The organism is Leuconostoc miyukkimchii, assembly GCF_019656055.1.
Taxonomy (GTDB): domain Bacteria; phylum Bacillota; class Bacilli; order Lactobacillales; family Lactobacillaceae; genus Leuconostoc; species Leuconostoc miyukkimchii.
This window is the reverse complement of the sequence record NZ_BPKY01000004.1, coordinates 145939-168266: the sequence shown is the minus strand read 5'-3', so window position 1 is coordinate 168266 and position 22328 is coordinate 145939. Positions and strand designations below refer to the sequence as shown.

At 37.2% G+C, this 22328-nt stretch carries 24 protein-coding genes, 1 tRNA gene and 1 riboswitch; of the genes, 4 read left to right on the top strand and 21 right to left on the bottom strand.

From position 1 onward, the window contains the following. Both K5Q13_RS05300 and K5Q13_RS05295 read right to left on the bottom strand, forming a co-directional pair. On the bottom strand, positions 1-477 hold the full coding sequence (locus tag K5Q13_RS05300) for a DUF805 domain-containing protein (protein WP_220740668.1): 477 nt from the start codon (positions 475-477) through the stop codon (positions 1-3). A gap of 81 nt (positions 478-558) precedes the next feature. Beyond that, positions 559-1137, bottom strand: coding sequence for a folate family ECF transporter S component (locus tag K5Q13_RS05295; protein ID WP_220740667.1), 579 nt, complete (start codon positions 1135-1137; stop codon positions 559-561). Between the two features lie 42 nt (positions 1138-1179). Then, positions 1180-1310, bottom strand: a riboswitch (THF riboswitch). A gap of 275 nt (positions 1311-1585) precedes the next feature. Here K5Q13_RS05295 and K5Q13_RS05290 point away from each other — a divergent pair. After that, positions 1586-2245 (top strand): GIY-YIG nuclease family protein, encoded by a 660-nt coding sequence (locus K5Q13_RS05290; RefSeq protein WP_220740666.1) that lies wholly within the window; start codon positions 1586-1588, stop codon positions 2243-2245. A gap of 32 nt (positions 2246-2277) precedes the next feature. Here K5Q13_RS05290 and K5Q13_RS05285 read toward each other — a convergent pair whose 3' ends face one another. The 3 genes from K5Q13_RS05285 to K5Q13_RS05275 all read right to left on the bottom strand — a co-directional run bounded on the left by K5Q13_RS05285 (position 2278) and on the right by K5Q13_RS05275 (position 4483). Then, positions 2278-3249 (bottom strand): cation:proton antiporter, encoded by a 972-nt coding sequence (locus K5Q13_RS05285; RefSeq protein ID WP_220740665.1) that lies wholly within the window; start codon positions 3247-3249, stop codon positions 2278-2280. 148 nt (positions 3250-3397) lie between these two features. Next, positions 3398-3973: a uracil-DNA glycosylase family protein gene (locus K5Q13_RS05280; protein WP_220740664.1), complete on the bottom strand. Its 576-nt coding sequence runs from the start codon at positions 3971-3973 to the stop codon at positions 3398-3400. 36 nt (positions 3974-4009) lie between these two features. Then, on the bottom strand, positions 4010-4483 hold the full coding sequence (locus tag K5Q13_RS05275; protein WP_220740663.1) for a TspO/MBR family protein: 474 nt from the start codon (positions 4481-4483) through the stop codon (positions 4010-4012). Positions 4484-4653: 170 nt separating this feature from the next. On the opposite strand from K5Q13_RS05275, the gene K5Q13_RS05270 reads away from it, so the two are divergent. Further along, positions 4654-5499: a VOC family protein gene (locus tag K5Q13_RS05270; RefSeq protein WP_220740662.1), complete on the top strand. Its 846-nt coding sequence runs from the start codon at positions 4654-4656 to the stop codon at positions 5497-5499. Between the two features lies 1 nt (position 5500). On the opposite strand, the gene K5Q13_RS05265 is transcribed toward K5Q13_RS05270, so the two are convergent. From K5Q13_RS05265 to K5Q13_RS05195, 15 genes are all read right to left on the bottom strand, one after another. Continuing rightward, complete coding sequence (locus K5Q13_RS05265) at positions 5501-6532, bottom strand: HoxN/HupN/NixA family nickel/cobalt transporter (protein WP_220740661.1); 1032 nt, start codon at positions 6530-6532, stop codon at positions 5501-5503. 359 nt (positions 6533-6891) lie between these two features. Then, positions 6892-7680 (bottom strand): L-threonylcarbamoyladenylate synthase, encoded by a 789-nt coding sequence (locus K5Q13_RS05260; RefSeq protein WP_220740660.1) that lies wholly within the window; start codon positions 7678-7680, stop codon positions 6892-6894. 16 nt (positions 7681-7696) lie between these two features. Then, positions 7697-8983: an MFS transporter gene (locus K5Q13_RS05255; protein ID WP_220740659.1), complete on the bottom strand. Its 1287-nt coding sequence runs from the start codon at positions 8981-8983 to the stop codon at positions 7697-7699. A gap of 10 nt (positions 8984-8993) precedes the next feature. Continuing rightward, entirely contained in the window at positions 8994-9578 is a 585-nt protein-coding gene (leuD, locus tag K5Q13_RS05250) for a 3-isopropylmalate dehydratase small subunit (protein WP_220740658.1), read from the bottom strand. 9 nt (positions 9579-9587) lie between these two features. Further along, positions 9588-10964 carry a 3-isopropylmalate dehydratase large subunit gene (gene leuC / locus K5Q13_RS05245; protein ID WP_220740657.1) on the bottom strand — a complete coding sequence of 459 codons (1377 nt, stop codon included), beginning with the start codon at positions 10962-10964 and terminating at the stop codon, positions 9588-9590. An 11-nt stretch (positions 10965-10975) separates the two neighbouring features. Beyond that, a complete protein-coding gene (leuB, locus tag K5Q13_RS05240) occupies positions 10976-12034 on the bottom strand; it encodes a 3-isopropylmalate dehydrogenase (protein ID WP_220740656.1) in 1059 nt (352 codons plus the stop codon). Continuing rightward, positions 12031-13206, bottom strand: a complete 1176-nt coding sequence (locus tag K5Q13_RS05235; RefSeq protein WP_220740655.1) for a 2-isopropylmalate synthase — start codon at positions 13204-13206, stop codon at positions 12031-12033. Before K5Q13_RS05235 ends, leuB begins: the two co-directional genes overlap by 4 nt. A gap of 306 nt (positions 13207-13512) precedes the next feature. Next, positions 13513-13821: a metal-sulfur cluster assembly factor gene (locus tag K5Q13_RS05230; RefSeq protein ID WP_220740654.1), complete on the bottom strand. Its 309-nt coding sequence runs from the start codon at positions 13819-13821 to the stop codon at positions 13513-13515. Beyond that, positions 13822-15252 (bottom strand): Fe-S cluster assembly protein SufB, encoded by a 1431-nt coding sequence (gene sufB / locus K5Q13_RS05225; RefSeq protein ID WP_246574190.1) that lies wholly within the window; start codon positions 15250-15252, stop codon positions 13822-13824. A 19-nt stretch (positions 15253-15271) separates the two neighbouring features. After that, on the bottom strand, positions 15272-15706 hold the full coding sequence (sufU, locus tag K5Q13_RS05220; RefSeq protein ID WP_220740653.1) for a Fe-S cluster assembly sulfur transfer protein SufU: 435 nt from the start codon (positions 15704-15706) through the stop codon (positions 15272-15274). Next, positions 15693-16919, bottom strand: coding sequence for a cysteine desulfurase (locus tag K5Q13_RS05215; protein ID WP_220740652.1), 1227 nt, complete (start codon positions 16917-16919; stop codon positions 15693-15695). Before K5Q13_RS05215 ends, sufU begins: the two co-directional genes overlap by 14 nt. Beyond that, entirely contained in the window at positions 16906-18090 is a 1185-nt protein-coding gene (gene sufD / locus K5Q13_RS05210) for a Fe-S cluster assembly protein SufD (protein ID WP_220740651.1), read from the bottom strand. Before sufD ends, K5Q13_RS05215 begins: the two co-directional genes overlap by 14 nt. 1 nt (position 18091) lies before the next feature. Next, complete coding sequence (gene sufC / locus K5Q13_RS05205; RefSeq protein WP_220740650.1) at positions 18092-18892, bottom strand: Fe-S cluster assembly ATPase SufC; 801 nt, start codon at positions 18890-18892, stop codon at positions 18092-18094. A 1-nt stretch (position 18893) separates the two neighbouring features. Beyond that, positions 18894-19736 (bottom strand): helix-turn-helix domain-containing protein, encoded by an 843-nt coding sequence (locus K5Q13_RS05200; RefSeq protein ID WP_220740648.1) that lies wholly within the window; start codon positions 19734-19736, stop codon positions 18894-18896. A gap of 803 nt (positions 19737-20539) precedes the next feature. Beyond that, positions 20540-20869, bottom strand: a complete 330-nt coding sequence (locus K5Q13_RS05195; RefSeq protein WP_220740646.1) for a hypothetical protein — start codon at positions 20867-20869, stop codon at positions 20540-20542. A gap of 505 nt (positions 20870-21374) precedes the next feature. Here K5Q13_RS05195 and K5Q13_RS05190 point away from each other — a divergent pair. Further along, positions 21375-21527, top strand: coding sequence for a hypothetical protein (locus K5Q13_RS05190; protein WP_220740644.1), 153 nt, complete (start codon positions 21375-21377; stop codon positions 21525-21527). Between the two features lie 162 nt (positions 21528-21689). Beyond that, positions 21690-21848, top strand: coding sequence for a hypothetical protein (locus K5Q13_RS05185; RefSeq protein ID WP_220740642.1), 159 nt, complete (start codon positions 21690-21692; stop codon positions 21846-21848). Positions 21849-22210: 362 nt separating this feature from the next. On the opposite strand, the gene K5Q13_RS05180 is transcribed toward K5Q13_RS05185, so the two are convergent. Continuing rightward, positions 22211-22298 (bottom strand) — tRNA-Ser (locus K5Q13_RS05180). Positions 22299-22328: the final 30 nt, after the last annotated feature.

Below are 22328 nucleotides of genomic sequence, written 5' to 3'. Positions count from 1 at the left end.
TTAACTATATGGACTATTTGGTTTTGATTTACTAAAAGATAGCCAGAGAGCAAACACAAGGCTAATCGTACTTTGCAACCAATAGAACTGCTCATTATTATTGGTAAAGAAAATAATAATCAGTGTAATAGTGGCATTTACTATCATTGGTACAATTTGCCACCAACCCGAAAAACCCATGTCATGTAATCTGCGCGCATATAGTGCCAAATTAGGTATAATCACTATAATTGATAACACCATCACACTCAAAGCAACCAATATGATTGTTCCCAAAAAAGGCGTTGTATCTGTTGCAGTATCCCCATGTTTTCCAAAAAAAACACCTAAACCAGCAACTACAATGATGAGAACTGCAACAATCAGATAGATAACGCCCCAAAACCATACGATCCAATTAAAAGCACTTCTCGAACTTGTCCCAATAAAACGTGTATATCGCTTAAAAAAATCAGTCAGCGCTTGCCATGCTGTCATAAATGCCCCCTATTATTATTTTTTAGTTTACCATCTTCTCATTTTAATGGCAATAAAAAAACAGCTTTCGCTGTTTAACTTCTATTTATTGAATATTTGCTTCGTTGCTTGCTTCACAGCAGCATTGTTCAAGAAGAGATAAGTTATAATCACTTGTATTGGATACATAATAGCTGATTTGATCATGCGTGGCAAGATTAAAGCAAAATAAGTATCCCACGTATGAACCCGAGTATACATGATGAATAACCACAATGTGTTCATTCCAATATTAACAACCACGGTGACTAAGCCAACAGCTATAATTATCCGCAGCCAACTCACATGTACTTGTTCATAGTAAAACAAAGCATAAATTAAGCCTGCCGAAATTGCTGATAGCGTGAAGCCAAGAAAAAACGTGCCGCTTGGACTAATTACCGTTGCATTGACAACATCTAAAACGGTTGCGATAAGCATGGTCCAAAGTGGCCCATACCACTTTGCAATCAGTGACATCGCGACAAAAACAAAGCTGATCTTGAGAACATTTGTCCCCACTGTCAATTTGCCGAGGGCTATATCAAGTCCCATCAATAATGCAAGCACAACAAATTGACGTATGTCTAATTTGGGTAACGACCACAGTGCCTTGTCGTTAGTTATATTTTGAACTGCCATAGTTCTGAACCTCCGTTTGGAGTGTTCACCGCAAAAAAATATACTGGTGAATGTGATATCTACATCGCACAACAGTATATTATCTTGACCATTTGCCAGATAATATACTGCTATTTCGTTGAAGGCTCACATTCCGTCTCCTTCACACTTAACGCGCAGATATCTACCCCGATTTTATTTGTCTTATCGACTTTTTCATTGTACCACCTTTCTATCCGAACGTGACATTAATTTTTAAATAGACCAATAAAAATAATGTTTATACTAGATACTTGGCAAACACCGTATCATACATTTGACAATAATCCCTTTTCAGATGTATAGTTTGATAAAATAACATTCACTCATAACCATGATAATCGAGATAAATGAACCCTTTAAGTAGACTCAACTACCATGACGTGCTAAACGTCCACGTTAAAAAGTTGGAAGGAATAGATTGGCTACCATGACAGATATTGGATATGTTTATGCTTTAGAGAATAAATCTTTTCCAGGATATATAAAAGTTGGACAAACGACAAATTTAGCAAAACGTTTAAAACAATTTAATGACACAGGCATTCCAGACAGTAAGCCAACTTTGTTGCTATTCGCACTCAAACTCCCCAACTTCAAAAAAGCGGAACGTTTATTACATAAAGCTTTGTCAGATAAACGTGATAGCAGTTCAAAGGAATATTTTAAAGCGAGTTTCAACCAAGTCAAAAGCGTTTTTGAACTTTTAGCTTTCAATGACCCTGCTGCCGAAGTTATACAACCAAATGATTTCAATACATTAATTACTGGTGTGTATCATCCCTACGTTTCAAGAAAACTAGGTCAACGTCCAAATAGAAGCTTTGCTTACTTGTCCATACCCATGGGCACTAAGCTTCAATTCAAAGATAACCCTTCCATGACCGTTACCGTGTTAGATGCTAAAAATAAAGTACTCTGTTGTTGTGGGCAAGTACATTCACTTTCACGCTCTGCAATCTGTTGTTACGATCATTTCTATCATGTTCCTGCTGAGCAGCTAGGAAAAGATCGCAACGGATTTGCCTGGTTTAGTCATAATGGTATTTTGTTAAAAGATATTAAACCAGTTGTTAACGCCGAAATCTAGTCTTTAATTTTTTTGGTGCATATCAAACACAGTCAATTTTGGGATACTTTTGTAAACAACGGTTTCATGATGATAGGCGCCACTATAGTAGAAATAATAATCGTCACAATAAATTCTCCCGAAATCGACTCATCAATCATGTGAGATGACAAGCCAATTTGTGTGATAATAAGTGCCATTTCTCCTCGTGAAATCATACCTGCACCAATGGCATTGGCCACTGGCGTGTTGATACCAGCAATTTTTGCCCCAATAAACGAGCCGCTAAATTTTGTCATAATCGCTAAGGTACTAAATACCGCAATCGGTATGAGTTTGTTGCTTAAACCTTGAATAGTTACTTCTAAACCAATAGCACCAAAGAAAATAGGATATAAAAATCTATCTCCAATATGATTTGATACGCTAGTTAGATTAACTGCAAATGATGTTTTTCCTAGAAAAATCCCTAGTGCAAACGCAATCAGCGGCAGTATACTGCCCACACCTAATGTACCACCACCAAAAATAATAGAGAATGCCATCACAGCAATCAGCGCAATCACGTCATCTACTACCGCAGCAGACAAAATGACCGCTCCCATTGTCGTTGCTAATTTTTTTTGCTCAGCCAACACGGCCAATGTGATCGATATAGACGTGGCAGAAAAAACCACACCGGCAAACAACGATACATTCAAACTATATCCCAATAACAAGAATGCTATCGGAAAAACGATTGCTGGCACAACAACCCCCATCACTGCCACCAACATCGACGCTTTAATATATTTTCTCATTGCTTTAATGTCTGACGACATGCCTGAATTGAACATTAACATAAAAATCCCAATTTCTGCTAATGTATGGATTAGCTGCGTCGCATGCACCACGTTCAGAAAGCTCACACCTAAAATGATGCCTGATAATAACTGGCCAACTACTTCCGATATTTTTAATTTTTTAGCTATTTTGCCTAAAATTATTGTGATGAAAATTAAAATCCCAATTTCAATATATGACATAATCGTCTCCTTAACATTAAAAAGCTTCAAAAAATAACTAGTTCCCCGACTAATTATTTCTTGAAGCTTTTGCTCAACCGTTTTATTATTCTATTATTTTAAGAATATCATTCATTTGAAAAAATTACAATCATTGACCCTATTATAACTATCTACTTTCTAGTACATTAAAGACTTTTTGTTGCAAATCAGGTATGACATTTTCTTCAAACCATGTGTTTTTCGCTAACCAAATATTATTGCGTGGTGATGGATGCACAATCGGAAAATAAAGCGGCAAATATGCTTTATAGTTTTTTACGACATCTGTTATCTTGAACCGACTTGGTAAATTTAAATAATACTTTTGAGCGTACGCGCCTACTAAAATAATGAGCTCAATATTAGGCATTTGCTCTAACAACTGCGGATGCCATTTTTCAGCGACACCCTTTCGAGGTGGTATATCGCCAGATTTACCCTTTCCGGGATAATAAAAATCCATAGGAATGACACCAAAATTACCTGAATTATAAAATTCATCGTGGCTCACGCCCAGCCATTGCCGTAAACGATCACCTGAGGCATCGTTCCACATTATACCAGTATTTTGAACACGAATCCCAGGTGCCTGACCAATAATCACAATTTTTGCACTAACTGGCGCTTTAAATATCGGGCGCCAACCTTTAGCCGTCAGCTCACTATTCATTTGATCTGCCATAATATCATCTAAGATAGCCAAAATTACAAAACTCCTTTGTGCCCCATTTCATATTGTTTAGTTCAGCAATAAAACAGAAATGGACAAATATGTCGCAAACAACAACCAAATTAAATAAGGTATTAAAATGTATTTAATTGGTCTCGTATCACTGATTAATAAACCAGCGACCAATATATCCATCACAACGATCATCACACTAGCCAAAAACAATTGAGAAAATGAAAAAAATACGACTGTCCAAAATATATTCAATACCAACTGCGTGTACATAAAAATATATATCTTTGACCTGTTTGTTTTGGCAAAATTTAAATTAGCACAATAAATACCTAATAATATGTATAATATTCCCCAAGCTGGCCCAAATAGCCATTTTGGTGGTGAGAAGGGTGGTAAATTAAATGTCCCATATACCTCGCCAATTGATACGCCTCGAATCCACTCAACACTAAACGAAGAAAGCGAACCTAATATCAAAATAATGGCTGCCATCAATACTGCCTTAGCAGAAACAGATAAATTTTTCATTGGCAATCTCCTGAACATGTTTTATAGTTCAATTCTATCATTTTTAATCAATTAAGTTAGTTTTATGATTGATTTTGTTAGTATAGTCGCTCGCATGACAGTATTACTAGACAAACGCGAGAAAAAACACTATCATACTTATAAATAATAATTAAGTTAAAGAGAGAAATATGCTAAATACTAATTACACGATTGATAGCCTAACACTCAGGGCAGATGACGAAACACGCATGCGTAGTTTTTATCGCGATGTTTTAAAACTGGTAGAAAAACAAGAAAATAAGAATAGTTATTCTTACGCCTATACCCAGAAGGATAAACCGTTTTTAACGCTAATTTTTAACGGACGTAAAAACGTTAGTTCACATAAAGGTCTTTACCATTTTGCACTACTATTCCCTGATTCAGCTTCCCTAGCAAGTCTCATTGAACGACTGATATTAATTAATTATCCGTTAGGTTCTGGAGACCACGATGTTAGTGAAGCATTTTATTTAAATGACCCTAATGGTAATGGTATCGAACTTTATCATGATCGTCCTAAAGCGCTTTGGGAATGGCATGATAACCTTGTTAAAATGGGCACAAAAGAAGTAGATCTTTTGACATTACTTAAAACAAAAAAAGCTGCTTGGGCAGGCTTCCCTGATGAAATGAAAGTCGGACATATTCACTTTGTAGGCGACAATATTACAAAAGGTGATACATTTTTTATCGATGAGCTTAAAATGGCATTAACTTCAACGATTGCTGATAGTGCTCATTTCTATTCACATAATCACTACCATCATCATCACGCCTATAATACATGGCTAGGTACAAATCTGACGCAGCGTGAATATTATGATAACGGTTTAGTATCTTGGACGATATCAGTTGATTTGGATTATTTTACCGTACTTCAATCAAATAACCGGAATACATCTAATCAACCTGGACAAATTTGGCTAACTGACCCATTTGGTAGCACATTGATTATTCATGAAAAAAATTATTCAGAAAAGTCCGCACAGTGACTTAAACCATCTGCTCTTTATCTTTTTCGGCTAATTTAAACACATGCCAAATCGTTATCGCCACAACCCATGTCACAATAAACAAAATCACTAATATAATACCCATTTGATTAAAATCCAAACCCATCGCCCACTTCGTTAACTCATTATCCCACTTAAACATTGCCCCAAAAGACTGTACCAGATCCACAAAACCGATGAATCCTGCCGCTAATATTGAAATGCCTGTAATTGTCAAATTATAATACACTTTGCGATACGGTGACGAAAATACCCAATGATATGTTGTACTCATGAAAAAACCATCAATGGTATCCATCAAACACATCCCGGCAGTAAATAACATGGGAAATGCTAACGTGGCATACCACACTACCCCTTCATTGGCAGCCGTAGCAGAAGTTGCCAAGACCGCAATTTGTGTGGCAGTATCAAAACCTAGACCAAACAAAAAACCTACTATCGCTACTTGCCAATTATGGCTAATCATGCCTAATAATTTTAAAAAAAGACGATATATTTTAGAAACCTTAACTGAATCATCGGTTACCACTTGCTTATTATGATGACGCATTGCTCTAAACTGCACCCAAATATCACGTAAAATGAAACTATTTACAATAGCCAACATGATCAACATGGTTGCTGCAATCAGCGTGCCCATTGCACCACCAATATGTTCAAAAACTGGCATAGCATGTTTAGCCCATTCTACAAATAATACAGTCACCAAAGCCATCAGTACCACAACCATAGAATGTCCAAATGAAAAACTAAATCCCACACCCCGTGTATTTTTACCATCATTGAGCATCTTACGTGTCATGTTATCAATTGCTGCAATATGATCGACATCAAATGCATGTCGCAATCCCATTGTAAATGATAGGTAGGCCATGGCAATCATTTCAGGATATTGTGACGCTTTTGTCATTAACAATGCGATTCCTGATACTAGAAACAGCATGATTATTGCACCATAACGTACTGCATCCGACTGTATTGTTGTTTGTTTCTGAGTTTGTAACATCATAACTTGTTCTCCCCTTATTCTGTAAAATAAGATTATCACATGCACTGTTGCTGCGTAAATATAATGAACAAATTGTGTCCTTCGTAGACAGATTATGTCCATCTACTTTTATATAATTATCATTTTGTTTTGCACTACGATTCCTTGAACTAAAAAAGCACCCCATACTTAACAGTTGGGACGCTTTTGACTAGTTGCCAACTATTTACTAAACTATTAGACCTTCTTGTCTAGTGGATAATCACTAAAAGAATCTACTAAACATTAATTGAGAAGTATTCCGCGTAGAAAATGCTTGATTTTTCCTCTTTTCCAGATAACTGATTTTTTTAATATGTCACTACTTGTATTATCTGGTTTTAATAATAAAAGCCATGTCGATAATCCCATGACGAGAAAATATCACTCATAATTTTCATGATTTTGTCGACATCTAATCCTTTACGAATAACGATTGGCGCTGGTTGTATACCGACAGCACCATTTTGTTCTGGAATGAGCTTACCTGCCTCATCAACCATAGATACCATCACCCCTTGTTCATAACGTGTGTCTAGCGTTTTATCGGGCTGAATTGAGGCTACGTAATCATCGGCTTCAATAATTAAGTCAGCAGCATTTTCAATTTGGTTACCAATACCAGCTACCAAGCCACGGTTCCCCTTACCAGAAGGATTAGCTGAACTCGCAAATGAGAACTTGCCATACTTTTCCCATGTTTCTTTGGCAATATTTTCACTTGGTGTACCAAACTTGATAACAAAACAACTGGTTTCACGTGAATCCATCATCAAATCTTTTGTCCCGTCATTTGGTATCTTACCTTTAGCCTCTTCTTTCCATGGCAAGATACAACCCAACAAAATGTCCTCATCCCAATGTTGTTGATACATTTGTTCAATTTCAGGTGTCATTTGTGCTAATTCTTTCACTTGTTCTACTGACCCACATAGTACGACACCCGGCTTATTGCGCTTACGATTCTTAGCAGCAAACTTTCGTTCTAACCCTTGATCATCTGAAGTCATGATAATGTAACCCACTTTTGTTGGACTAACAATCATACCACCATCTTCTTTCAAGATGTTAATGGCTTCATTTTGAACGCCACCATTCCAATGAATCTTTGCCGTTGTTGTTTCTGTCATGATAAATACCATCCTTTTAATATATTGCTTTTTGTTTTGTTTCTGGCCCATAAACTGCGACCACAATAGCTGCAATTAGCGCTACTGCTGCGATAAAATAGAAGATCAAGTTCGCACTAAATTGTGTAATTGCCCACGCTGCAAAATATGGTGTTAAAACCGTCAATATTTTAGCAACGCCATTAGCATAGCCTGTTCCACGGAATCTAAAGTAAGTAGGGAACAACTCTGACATATACACCCCGACAACCGAAGCCATCAAAATATACATCATAGTTACGACCAGAAATCCTACAGTTAAAATTCCAACTGTTGTATGTTGCTGCGAATAAATCATCCCAAATACCGCAGTCATCACAAAGGCAGAAACAATGACATTTTTACGGCCTATCACGTCAACCAATAATGCGCCTATCAGTGCGCCTATTGGAGCCCCAGCCATCATAACTGCGGAGAATGTGAGTGAATGAACCACTTCGATTCCTTGTTTGATCAATAATGTTGGCATCCACGATGTAAATGTATACTGTGTTAAATTAACTGCACTGACAGCAACCGTTGCAACCAACAGCCCAATGCCAATCCTAATCTTCACTGGTTGTCGTTTTACACTAGAATCATCTGTGCTGTAAGAACCATTCACTTCCAATTTCTCAATTATTTTTTCAGCTTTATCATATTCACCACGTGCAATTAACCATCGCGGTGATTCGGGAAAATGACGGCGAACCACCCATAAAATCAATGCTAACACTCCAACAATAACAAACATTGCACGCCATGTATAATGCGGAATAACGCTTGCTGCCAAAAGTAAGGTCAATGGTGCAGCTAAGTTAGCAATCACAGAAGTTACGCCACTCCACCGACCACGATTTTTAATTGGGGCAAATTCATTAATTAAGGCGTAACCTGTCACAATTTCTGCGCCTAACCCAATTGCGGCGAAAAAACGTAGTCCGATTAACATCCAAATATTGGTTGCAAATGCCGCACATAGGGTTAATACACCAAATATCAACAAATTAGTCGAATATGCTTTTTTCCTGCCCAGAAAGTCACCGATAAATCCAGCAAAAATGGAACCAAAGAAGAGGCCTAAAAATCCAGAGGAAAGAAACACAGAACCTTGTGCAAGTGTGGCAAAATGTGTGCTAACTATTGCACTATTTACTGCACTAGCAAGATAAACATCCGCCCCATCTAAAATCATGCCAGCTGCAATCATCACAAAGACACGGTAAAATGTCACTGTTTCTTTGGTCGTGTCCATCCGTTGTTGCAAATTAATTGCCTGTTCCATGTACTGCCCCCTAACCAAAATTTGGTCGTTGCTTTTCGAATGCAGCGATCAATTTTTCATATTTCATCGTGTTATCAATATCATCTTCACCATTGATAAACTTTTCTTTCCATTGTGAATTGATATCAAAGTGGAAAGTATAGTCTTTATAAGTCACAGTTTGTTCGGGTAAATCAATTTGAATATTTTCATCTGCTTGAATACCCCGCAATATTTTTCGATTTTCTTCGGGCAACACAATTGGTAACAAACCATTTTTGGTTGAATTCATGTAAAAAATGTCTGAAAATCCGCCGCCAATCACTGCTCTAAATCCATAATCCGTTAACGCCCATACCGCGTGTTCTCGTGATGATCCTGATCCAAAATCATTCCCAGTAATTAAAATTGACGCGCCCTGATGTTCTGGTTTGTTCAATTCAAATGCCTCATTCAACGAACCGTCGGCATTGTATCGCCAATCAAAAAATAAATCTTTACCAAATCCAGTTTTTAAAATATTTTTTAAAAATTGTTTAGGCAATATAATATCAGTATTAATGTTGTCATTTGAAATAACAACCGCTCTACCTGTTTCTCTTACAAAAGCTTCCATACTATTCCCCTATACAAATTCATCTGTCGTAATATCAACGAAGTGACCAGCAATCCCTGCTGCAGCAACCATAGCTGGAGAAGCCAAATGCGTTCTCGATCCTGCACCTTGGCGTCCAATGAAATTTCTATTTGATGTTGAAGCAACAGTTTTTCCTGCCGGAATTTTATCTGGATTCATCGCCAAACATGCTGAGCAGCCTGGTTCACGCCATTCGCAACCGGCATCTTCAAATATTTTAGCAATACCTGATTTGATTGCTCGATTTCGAATAGCTCGACTACCAGGCACAACCCAAGCCGTGACATTAGGCGCTAAATGATGACCCCTCATCATATTCGCAGCAATTTCAAGATCCTCGTAACGACTGTTCGTGCAAGAACCAATGAAAATATAATCCAAATTAATGTCAACAGGCTTCATATGGGGATGCAATCCAATATATTCATAAGCGTTTGCATCACTATCATTTTTAATTGCTGGCAAAGACTGATCAACAGGTGTAGCCATGCCTGGGTTGGTTCCCCATGTCACCATCGGCTTCAGATTTGATACATCAAAGGTCAACGTTTCATCAAAATCATTTGTATCATCTGTATAAAATTGTGACCAATAATTTTTAGCGGACTCAAAGTCAATTGGTGCTTGTTCACGTCCCATAATGTAATCAAAAGTTGTTTGATCTGGTTGTACCATACCAGTCCTTGAACCCGCTTCAATTGACATGTTACACATTGTCATACGAGCTTCCATTGACAAATTTTTAACAGTTTCACCGTAAAATTCAATCGCATAACCGACCCCAAATGACACGCCATATTTAGCAATAATACCCATAATAATGTCCTTAGCGTATGTATTTTTGGGTAACTGTCCAGTTATCTTAATTCCCATAGTTTTTGGTTTAACTTGCCAAATCGTTTGGGTTGCTAACACATGTTCCACTTCAGAAGTGCCAATACCAAAGGCAATTGCACCAAATGCACCATGCGTTGCCGTATGTGAATCACCACACACAATTATCTTAGCTGGCTGCGTTAGTCCCCTTTCTGGACCTACAACATGAACAATTCCTTGTTTGTCATCACCAATTGATGCCAATGGTACGCCAAACTCCCTTGTGTTTTTAACTAACGTATCCATCTGCAATCGCGACATCTGATCTTGCACATCGAAAATATCTTTTGTTGGTACATTATGATCCATAGTTGCAAAAGTTAAATCTGGTCGTCTAACACGACGATTCGTACTCCTTAACCCATCAAAAGGTTGAGGTGATGTCACCTCATGTACCAAATGCAAATCAACATAAATCAGCTGCGCTTCACCTGTTTCCCCAGTAATAACGTGTTTTTCCCAAATTTTATCAAATAGTGTTTTGCTCATTTCATATCCACCTACTCATGATTTTTGATATAATCAACCATTTTTTGTGTGACTTCATCGGTCGTCATCGTGCCACCCATGTCTGGTGTTACATAATGATTTTCAATAATGTAATTTACTGCTGCTGTAATTTTGTCTGCAATCTTTTTTTCATCAAAGCTTTCCGTTAACATCATAGCTACCGTATTCACCATAGAAATGGGATTAGCTATACCTTGACCAGCTATATCAGGTGCTGATCCGTGAATTGGTTCATACAGATTAGGACCACTTTCACCAACTGACATAGAAGGTATTTGCCCAATCGATCCTGTAATCTGTGCTGCTTCATCACTTAAAATGTCCCCAAACAAATTAGGTGTAATCACAACATCAAATGTTGCAGGTTTTGACAAAATGGCCATTGTCATTGCATCAATGTAGTAATAATCGATCAAAACATCTGGATAAATTTTGCCAATTTGAGTAGCAATCTTTCGCCAAAATTTTGAAGTAGCCAACACATTAGACTTATCAACAATTGTGACATGCTTATTCCGCCTTTGAGCCATTTTGAAACCCTGATGCATAATGCGGACTACTTCTTTTTCGCTGTAATACATCGTATCAATTGCTTGATTTGCTTCAAGTTTGCGTGGCTTTCCAAAGTAAGCACCTGATGTTAGCTCACGAACGATAACAAAATCCGTATTTTTAACATATTCTGGCTTTAATGGTGAGCGGTCAATTTGTGCTGACATTATTTTGGTTGGCCGTATGTTAGCAAATAGATTAAGCTTTGATCTAATTTCTAGCAATCCTTGTTCTGGGCGTCGCAACGCATTATCCCATTTTGGTCCACCGATTGCACTAAGTAGCACTGCATCAGCTTGTTTTGCAATATCAATAGTTGATTGTGGTAAGGGATCACCAGCTCGATCAATACCATCACCACCAAACGGTACATCTATAAGTTCATAAGCAAATGTTGTACCTCTTGTCACAGTATCTAATATTGTTAAACCCGCTGTCATAATTTCAGGACCGATATAATCGCCTTTTAAAACTACTATTTTTTTTACTGATGTCATGATTGATGACTCACCATTTCCTTTTCTTCAACACCTTGCATAATAATCTTTAATTGATTATCTGTAATCAAATCAGATTCTGCAGCGACTGACTTAAAAATCGGGAAAATTGCTTTCATATCATCACGCGTCACTTCATAACCTAAGTGATGTAACTTTGACATGACAGCATGTGACCCAGATAGTTTGCCTAAAGGTAATGATGCCGTTACACCCACCATTTCTGGTTTCAATATTTCATACGTTTCTGGATTTTTTAGGTAGCCATCTTGATGAATGCCGGATTCATGAGCAAATGCGTTTCGTCCCATAATTGGCTTATTACCAGCAACTGGCATACGTGTTGCATGTGCAACAATATCAGAAATTACTTTTGATTGGGACAAAACAATATCTGTTTCTACGTTAAATTTTTCATGACGAACAAGAATAGCTGCTGCAGCTTCAATCATATCAACGTTTCCGGCACGTTCACCAATACCATTAATTGTGCCCTGAATTTCTGTTGCACCATGTACAATTCCCGCTAAAGCATTTGCTGTTGCCATGCCTAAATCGTTATGTGTATGTGTTGACCAACCAACCTGATTAAAACCAATAATATTTTGTTGCAAATTTTCAAAAACTTCACCATATTCTTCTGGCGTATCATAACCGACCGTATCTGGTATGTTAATCATTGTCGCTCCCGCATCAATAGCTGTTTGCACACTGGCTACTAGAAAATCAGGTTCGGTTCTGGTTGCATCCTCAGGTGAGAACACAATATCTTGAATATGCTGCTTAGTAAAAGTAATATCTGCTTTGATTTTGTCCAAAATTTCTTCTTTAGTCATGTGTAATTTAAATTCCCGATGAATTGGTGACGTGGCAATAAACACATGAATCATTGGCTTTTTTGCGTTCTTTGTTGCTTCAATAACAGCAGTGATATCACTTCTTACCATACGCGCCAAACCAACAACTTTTGCCTTATTCACGACCAACGCTATTTTTTTCACTTCTTCAAAATCTTTTTCAGAAGCCGCCGGAAAACCTGCTTCAATTGCTGAAACACCGTAATCATCTAATCTTTTTGCTATTTCAATCTTTTCTTCAATTGAAAAATTAACACCTATTGTTTGTTCACCATCACGCATTGTTGTATCATAAAAAGTTATTTTTCCTGTCATAATTTTCTCCCCAAATTAAAATCCCGAACTAGTCAAATGGACTAGTCCGGGATCAATCGTGCACTCACATCCTTTATTCACTAGCCATTAGATAAGTACCTAACAACCAGCTCAAAAGCTCAACTTGCTAGGGGATGTCTGAGCAAGTTGAGGAGAAGGGCTACATTTTTCATATTCATTTTTATAGTATCCTGATTTCTCATGTGAAACACTTCCTTTTAATTTAATGATTTAATCATAACTATTTTATAATTTTCCGTCAATTACAATATGTTTTTTATTCTAATTTTATATAATTAGACTGTTTTATAATCCCAAAGCCATTTTTGCGTATCGTGACATTCTATCAATGCCCCATGCCGGTTCCCATGTCAATTCAATTTTGATTGTTTTCACTTCTGGCAAAATTTTTAACGCTTCATCAATCATTTCTTCCAACACACTAAGTAACGGACATCCCATAGTAGTCAATGTCATATTAATTGTGACATCCCCTGCGGCATTGATATCCACACTATTAATTAATCCTAAATTAACGATATCCACTCGTAATTCAGGGTCGACAACTGTTGTCAAAACATCCATAATGCTTGCTTGAATTTTTTCAGTCGTCATTTATCCTACCGATCCAATCATTTCAAATTTCATTAAGCGATTCAATTCTACCGCGTATTCCATTGGCAATTCCTTTGTGAAAGGTTCGATAAATCCCATGATAATCATTTCTGTGGCTTTTTCAGCAGAAATGCCACGTGTCATCAAATAATATAATTGTTCTTCTGATACACGTGAAACCTTGGCTTCGTGTTCCATTGACACATTGCCATTCAAAATTGTATTGTAAGGAATCGTATCCGCTGAAGATTTATCATCAACTAGGATCGTGTCACATTCCACATGAGCAAATGAACCATCGGATTCGCGCCCAAATTTGACTGTGCCACGATAATCTGTCGAACCACCATCATGTGCAATAGATTTTGAAATGATAGATGACGACGTATTTTTAGCATGATGAATCATTTGCGCGCCAGAATCTAAATTAACCCCTTCTCCAGCAACAGCAATGGATAACATTGTGCCCTTGGCACCCTCACCTTCCAAATAAACCGATGGATATTTCATTGTTGTTTTCGAACCAAAATTACCATCAACCCATTCCATTGTGGCATTTTCATGAGCAGCCGCACGTTTGGTTTCCAATGAGTACACATTGTTAGACCAGTTTTGAATCGTCGTGTAACGACAATAGCCATCTTTTTTAACAATCACTTCTACCACAGCTGCATGTAGCGCATCCCCTGAATACATTGGGGCTGAACAACCCTCAACATAATCAACGTGTGCCCCCTCGTCAACAATAATAAGCGTACGTTCAAACTGACCCTCGTTCTCTGTATTAATTCGGAAGTATGATTGGATTGGCGTTGTCACGTGAACACCTTTTGGCACATAAATAAATGTGCCACCAGACCAAACCGCTGAATTCAATGCAGCTAACTTATTGTTGGTTGGTTTAACCAACGACCCAAAGTATGCTTGAATGAGTTCCGGATATTCTTGAACTGCAGTATCAGTATCAGTAAAAATTATACCTGTTTTAGCAAATTCTTCTTTCATACGATGATAAACCACTTCAGATTCATACTGTGCAGAAGAACCAGCTAGCCACTTTCGTTCAGCTTCTGGCACGCCTAAACGTTCAAATGTTTCCTTCAACTCTGCAGGGACATCATCCCAATCACGATATTTATCGTTTGTTGGCTTGTTATAGTAATAAATATCTTCAAAGTGGATGTCACTTAAATCTGGTCCCCATGTCTGCATTGGGAGTTGTAAATAAGTTTTATAGGCTTGCAAGCGATAGTCCAACATCCATTGTGGTTCATTTTTCTTGGCTGATATTTGCCGAATAATATCTTCATTCAACCCTTTTCCCGTTGAAAAAACTGCCTGATAGTTATCTTGAAATCCTAATTCAACAGCTTTATCAGTTGCAATAGCAGCCCTTGTTTGATTAATTGCCTCTTGTCTGTCTATTTCCATGATTAGTCTAACCCCCCTTTTATTTTTCTACTGATAACAACTCATCTAAAGCATGCCAAGCTAGGGTTGCACACTTTATTCGCGTCGGAAATTTCGTAACACCTGCCAAAACTTGCGCCTCTCCAAGAGATTTGACATCGCTTGCTTCGCCACGTGCCATTTTTGAAAATTGATCAACCAACTGCATCATTTGATCTCTATTTTTTCCAACGACTAAATCCGTCATCATTGATGCTGAAGCCTTTGAGATGGCACAGCCATCGCCATAAAAATGAATATCTGTTACTCTGTCATCGACCATATTAAAGGCTAAATCAATCACATCGCCACAAGTTGGATTATATTTTTGAATATGGTAGCCTTCTGTTCCCAACATAGGCTTATAGTGATGCGGATGTTGCGCGTAGGCCATAATTGTTTGACGATACAAATTATCTAAATTATGCAAACTCACGGTTAAAGTACTCCTTAATCTCTTCAAGAACACCAATAAAACGGTCAATTTCTTCATGGGTATTATAGATATATAAGCTAATACGAACTGTCGCTGCAATATTTAAATATTTCATTAGCGGTTGTGCACAATGATGCCCTGCACGCACCTCAATACCTTCTTGATCCAAAGCTGTCGCCAAATCATGTGCATGAACACCTGCTAGATTAAATGCAATAACGCCAGAATGTTGTTCACTGTTTTGCGGACCATAAATTGTGATACCTGAAATTTTTTTTAACTTTGGTAAAACATCGGCAACTAATGACTGCTCATATTTTTCCACCTCTGTCATCCCAATTTTTGTTAAATAATCAATGGCTGCACCTAAAGCAATTGCCCCAGCAATATTTGGTGTGCCCGCCTCAAAACGCCAAGGAGACGGTTGGAAAGTTGCTTCCTGCAAATCCACTAATTCAATCATTTCCCCACCAAATTGCGCAGGTTGCATTTTTTCTAAAATATCATGTTTTCCATAAAGTACGCCAATTCCTGTTGGCCCAAGCATTTTATGTCCCGAAAAAGCAAAGAAATCAACGTCCATATCTTGTACATCGATATTCATATGTGGAGCAGATTGGGCGCCATCAGCTATCATGATTGCGCCGTAGTCATGAGCTATTTTTGCGATGGTTTTAATGGGATTAATGACCCCCAATACATTAGAAGCATGCGTGATAGATACAATCTTGGTTTTGTCTGTTATTTTTCGTTTAACATCAGCTATATTTAATGTCCCATCATCGTTGAGTGCAATATATTTCAAATGTGCCCCCACACGTTGTGCTAGTTGTTGCCACGGCACAATATTTGAATGGTGTTCCATATATGATATTAGAATTTCATCGCCTTGCTTGACATTTTCTACACCATAAGTACTTGCCAACCAGTTCAGTGATTCTGTTGTGCCACGCGTGAACAAAACTTCTTCACGTTTTTGAGCATGAATGAACTTTTGAACTTTATCTCGAGCTTGTTCATATTGCCGTGTTGCACGCTCTGATAATTCATAAATACCACGATGTACGTTTGCGTTATTATTTTGATAATAATCAACTAATGAATCAATCACATATTGCGGTTTTTGTGATGTAGCGGCACTATCAAAATAAAGCAGTTCTTGCCCGTTGACCGTTTGATCTAATATTGGAAAATCATGTTTAATCGTCTTCATGTCGTAACTTTCTTTCTATTTCTTCAATTACTTGCCTTTGTGCCGCTTTTGTTGGCATTTGTGCTAACACTTCACCCATAAAACCACGAATAACCAGTTTTCTGGCAACTTGTTCGCTGATGCCCCGACTCATTAAGTAATACATCTGATTTTCATCAACACGACCAACTGAGGCCGCATGACCTGCTGTAACATCGTTCTCATCTATTAGTAGTAAAGGATTGGCATCGCCTCTCGCACGACGTGATAACATCAAAACACGTGATTCTTGTTGTGCATCTGATCCCTTAGCACCTTTTATAATTTTGCCAATACCATTAAATACAAGTGTTGAACGGTTTAAAATAACGCCACGTTGAAATATATGCCCGACCGAATGACGACCACGATTTAAGATAGTTGTCACAAGGCCTTGTGTCTGTTTCTTTGTGGTTAAACCAATGACATTAGTATGTGATGTCGCACCTTCACCATTTAATTGACTGGCTAATCTTATAATCACATTACCATCATTAAACTCGGCATTTTGCCAATCTACAGTTGCATGATCTGCTACAGTAACTTCTCGGTTAACAAAAGCTGTTGTTTGTTCACCGAAAGAATCAATATTAGCATAAGTAACTTTTGCCCCTGAATCAGCTAACACCTCAATAATAACAGAGGCTTTTGTTTTTTCCAGTCCAATTGTGTGCATTTCTTGCAGAATATCAACCTGCGAATTTGACCCAATGTAGACAAAAATACGTGCTATGAAATCTTTTCCTGACGTAGCTAAATGATTTAATGTTAAATGCAAAACATCATCAAATTCTACGTTCTCTGGAATGTATACAAAAATACCAGTATTAAATTGTTCAAAATTTTGTGCCGACAACCGATCCGTCGTTTTAGAGATCACGCTACCAATTAATTTTTCAACGCGTGCTGGATGTTCACGTTTTGCTTGTGACATGCTCATCAAAATCACACCACGAGCGATCATATTGTCCGATAATTGCTGATAAGTAGTCGACAAGCCACTAACTTCAATACCGTTAACATGGCTCGCAGTGAAATATGCTTTTGTGGTCTCTTCCCTAGCCGCTACCATCTCATCAAGTTGCCAAGAAGTGTAGCGCACTTTAGCAAAAGTTGGTAGTGGTAAAGACTGTACTGCGCTATTGTCAACCATATCAGCCCTCCACAAAATACGAATTCACGTCTTCATCTGTAAGATGAACAGTCAAACCAAGTTCATCTCGTAATCCCGCATACCCTTCAGATTCGAGTTTTTTAGCCAACTCTGCACCACCGGTTTTAACAATTTTCCCGTCCATCATAACATGCACAAAATCAGGCACGATATAGTCAAGCAAACGTTGATAATGTGTAATCATCAGTGTGCCAAATTCACTAGAACGCATCTCATTGACACCACGAGAAACAACTTTTAATGCGTCAATATCTAGTCCTGAATCAATCTCATCTAAAATGGCAATTTGGGGTTCAATCATCATCATTTGTAAAATTTCATTACGTTTCTTTTCACCACCGGAGAAACCTTCGTTAAGATAGCGTTCTGCCATTTCTTCTGACATCGATAAAAATTCACGTTTTTCATCAAGCTTCTCAATGAAAGACATAATACCGATTTGATCATCTTCAGCGCGGCGTGCATTGATGGCTGCTCGCATAAACTCGGCATTAGTCACACCTTGAATTTCTGATGGATACTGCATAGCCAAAAATAAACCGGCACGAGCACGTTGATCAACTGACATGTTAGCTAAATCTTGGCCATCCATGTCAATGTGACCTTCAGTCACCTGATATGCTGGATGTCCCATAATCGTCTGCGATAATGTCGATTTCCCCGTCCCGTTTGGACCCATAATAGCGTGAATTTCACCAGTATTGACGACCAAATTAACACCCTTCAAAATTTCTTTACCTTCTACTGATACATGTAAATTGTCTACTGTTAGCGTTGTCATATTATCTCTCCCCTTTTCGCTGGTTAATTTGTTTTAAAACATCTGCATTTTTGTGAATCTTAGCAATTACACGCGCATTTTCGATCATTTCTTTGACAATAAAATCCTGGCTATGCCAAGTATCACTTGCTTGTACCAACAGCCAAAAGAAATTTTCTAAAAAATAAGTACTATCGCTTGTATTTGCTAAATCAATACCATAAGTTGCCAACATCATAGCATATTTATAGTTTTTAATCGACATTTGATATTGGGCTAACAAATAGACAATAGCAGATTGAAATCCAGAAAAATCGATTGCTGTACTTTCTTTTTGGTATCGCCATACATCCTCAAAAGCTTGATGCGCTTCTTTTAACAGGCCTTGTTGATAATAATAATGAACCGTTATGGCATAAAATAATAACTGGTGTTGTTTATTGAGCCCTGCTATATCAATTTTTTTGATGATTTTCTTACCCTTGATGCAATCTTTTTTTAAAATAACTGCCGAAAAATATTGCGTTATTTGATATATTGGTCGCTCAGCGTCGATTATTTTATCTGTCGCTACCTGTTTCATTAAATTCTCAAATTTGTCAATATTTTGATAAAAAAGGGCTTGTGTTGCCAGTGTTAGTATCCGTTCATTGCTCGTCTGATGTGTCTTAATGTTGCTTGGAAATACGTCATTTAATGTTAGTCCTAGTCGTTCACACAAGGCAATCATAATATCAAAAGCTGGTACCTGTTGATGCTTCTCAAACTTTGACAAAGTCGCTTGTGTACAAATATCAACACATAACGCCATTTGTGAAATTTTCAATTGTTTTCTTGTGTTGATAAATTTTTCTATATTTACCATTGATTCCCCCCAATTGTATGAAAAAAGGCACCCAACTGCATTAACAGTTAGGTGCCTGAACAAAAAATGTCCCAACTGTCTACTAAATCTTACACGATTAGTAGACAATCACTCAAAATAACCTACTAATCATCAATTAATTAGAAGGATAATGAGAACATTGTTCAATTTTTTCGTTAGTTTATTCATATATTATATTTTTCTTAGCAAAAGCTCATGTTCATGATTAAAAACAATTATATTCTTATGCTTTTAAAATGTCAAACGTTATTACAATTGGCAATTAGAAAATACAACCTTAACGTCACTTGTATATTAATTATTTACTGACGATGTGTTTGTATATTATTTTTTATTTGAAGAAACCACATGATTGTACGGCTTCCCGAATAATAACAAAACCAAGCAAAAAGTATTTCTATAACAAAAATCAATACCCACATCTCATCTATTTTCCTTAAAAACAGCCCCGGAAACAGCATTAAAAAAATACCCAGCATGATTATAAACGCGCCACACATAACAAGCCAAACACATATTGATAGCCAAAACCGAAACCCAAATGGATGATCATCATCCACATCAAACAAGGTATCCGCAAAATTTATAATTAGTTCAAATATCTCCACTGCTTTATTCCAATCTTTTTTTATACAGTTCTACTGCCTTGTATGGTCTGTGTTACTCGTCTTTAAACATCCTTGCTTGTCTGGAGAAGGCATATTTGCACTGAAACACGCAATATGGACGTAGAAACAAGTTAAATTCCTACTAATCAATCACACGGGGATGATAGATTATAGTTAATCGTTGACGCTCTCATTTAGATAATTAACAATTTTTTGCACATATTTCATATTAATTATACCCGCGAAAAACTCACCGTTATCACTGATTACAATGTGGTCAGAAGATATATATTGTTTATAATGCTCATCTTTTGAAATATAATTCTTCACATCTTCATTAGTTGACAACAAGTCTAACAACTCACTTTTAGACAACAACTTGCGTTTGCCATCGTGTTCTTCGTAAAAATAATAACGGCGTGTAAAACCAGCTGTTGTGTTTCCTATATTCCAGAGAACATCCTTCCAACTGTGTTTTTCAAAAATACCGTACTTAACATTCATAACTTTGTAAGCCCCCCACTAATTTAAACCTTATATGTTACAAACTTAGCATATCATACTTACCTAATGAACTGTTATTCATAACATCTACCTATATCGTTGCTTTTAACGTAAATCACTCTTACATGTATTTATCCCGTATTGTCTTTAAACGCCTTTGCTTGTCTGGTATGATATGTGTATATACTAATCAGATATATTTATTTCATAAACGTTCAATACCTAAATTATAAACATTGCAATTTAAAGTTTCTTGATTTAGTTTTATTTTCACTTAGGTCCTTAACCAATTCTTAAATACAATCATCATGTCTATACCTGCCGAACGTATCAAATCATTACGAAAGTAATCAAGATATGAATACCCAGACTAAAGCTCGTCACTCGAGTACTTTGATAAGAACACAGAACGATACAGTAAGCTATACGACTTCATGGCGTATTTTGGTATACCTATGTCGCTTGAAAGTTCTGTGCGGAAGAATATATAACTTGGGGGGATTTCATGGATTTATTAATAGCTTTTACTTTAGCCAGTAGTGGATATTGCTTTTTCGGCATAGCTAAAGATAAGAACAATAGAAAATATAAAATAGCTGGAATAGCGATGTTAGTGGCAAGTTTCATTAGTGTTTTGAATTTCTTTTTCTTTAAATAAAAACCACATACTATCAGTAAGTGACTTAAAACGAAAAATAACTGTTCATCTTAACGAGAATCCAGACTCTGTGTGTCGCTTCCCTATTCAAACCGCGAGCGAGGGACTAAACAGAAAACGCTACGTGCTGAACCACGTTAAAAGCATAATTGGGGATAAAGCATGAAAACACAACTAATAAATGGTTACTGGACAGCTACGAGTTTTACAGATAGCTTAAATACTGCTTTAGCTGAACTAGAAGCAAACGGGCATGAAATCATTGAAGTACAATATAAAACACCCGTATTGGCCTATTCCGCTATGATAATTTATAAATAAGCACTCACAGAGTGCGTACATACTTTAAAATTAATTGAGGATGAAGCAGAAACATGAAACAAAGCATGGGAGCCGTAAATCAATACCAGTCGACAATGCACCAATTGAGAGTTTTTCCATATTTTGAAAGCCAATATCATGCATAGCAAGCAGTATGAATCATTACAAAAATCACCGCATCAAGCAAAAATTCAGTGGCCTGTCACCGGTTCAGTTCACACTGCCTACTTGCTTATTTAAAATGTTTCCCAAAAAATTTCCCATTTTGTGTGAAATGCTATGAAATATAGTGCAACGTTTTTGTACAAAAAAGGCGTTGCATAAGGTTTTGAAACCTTATGCAACGCCATGAAATGTATTAGTGGAGAAGAAGGGATTCGAACCCTCGCACGCTTTAACACGTCTACACCCTTAGCAAGGGCGCCTCTTCAGCCGCTTGAGTACTTCTCCATAACAGATACTACTATACCAGATATAAAC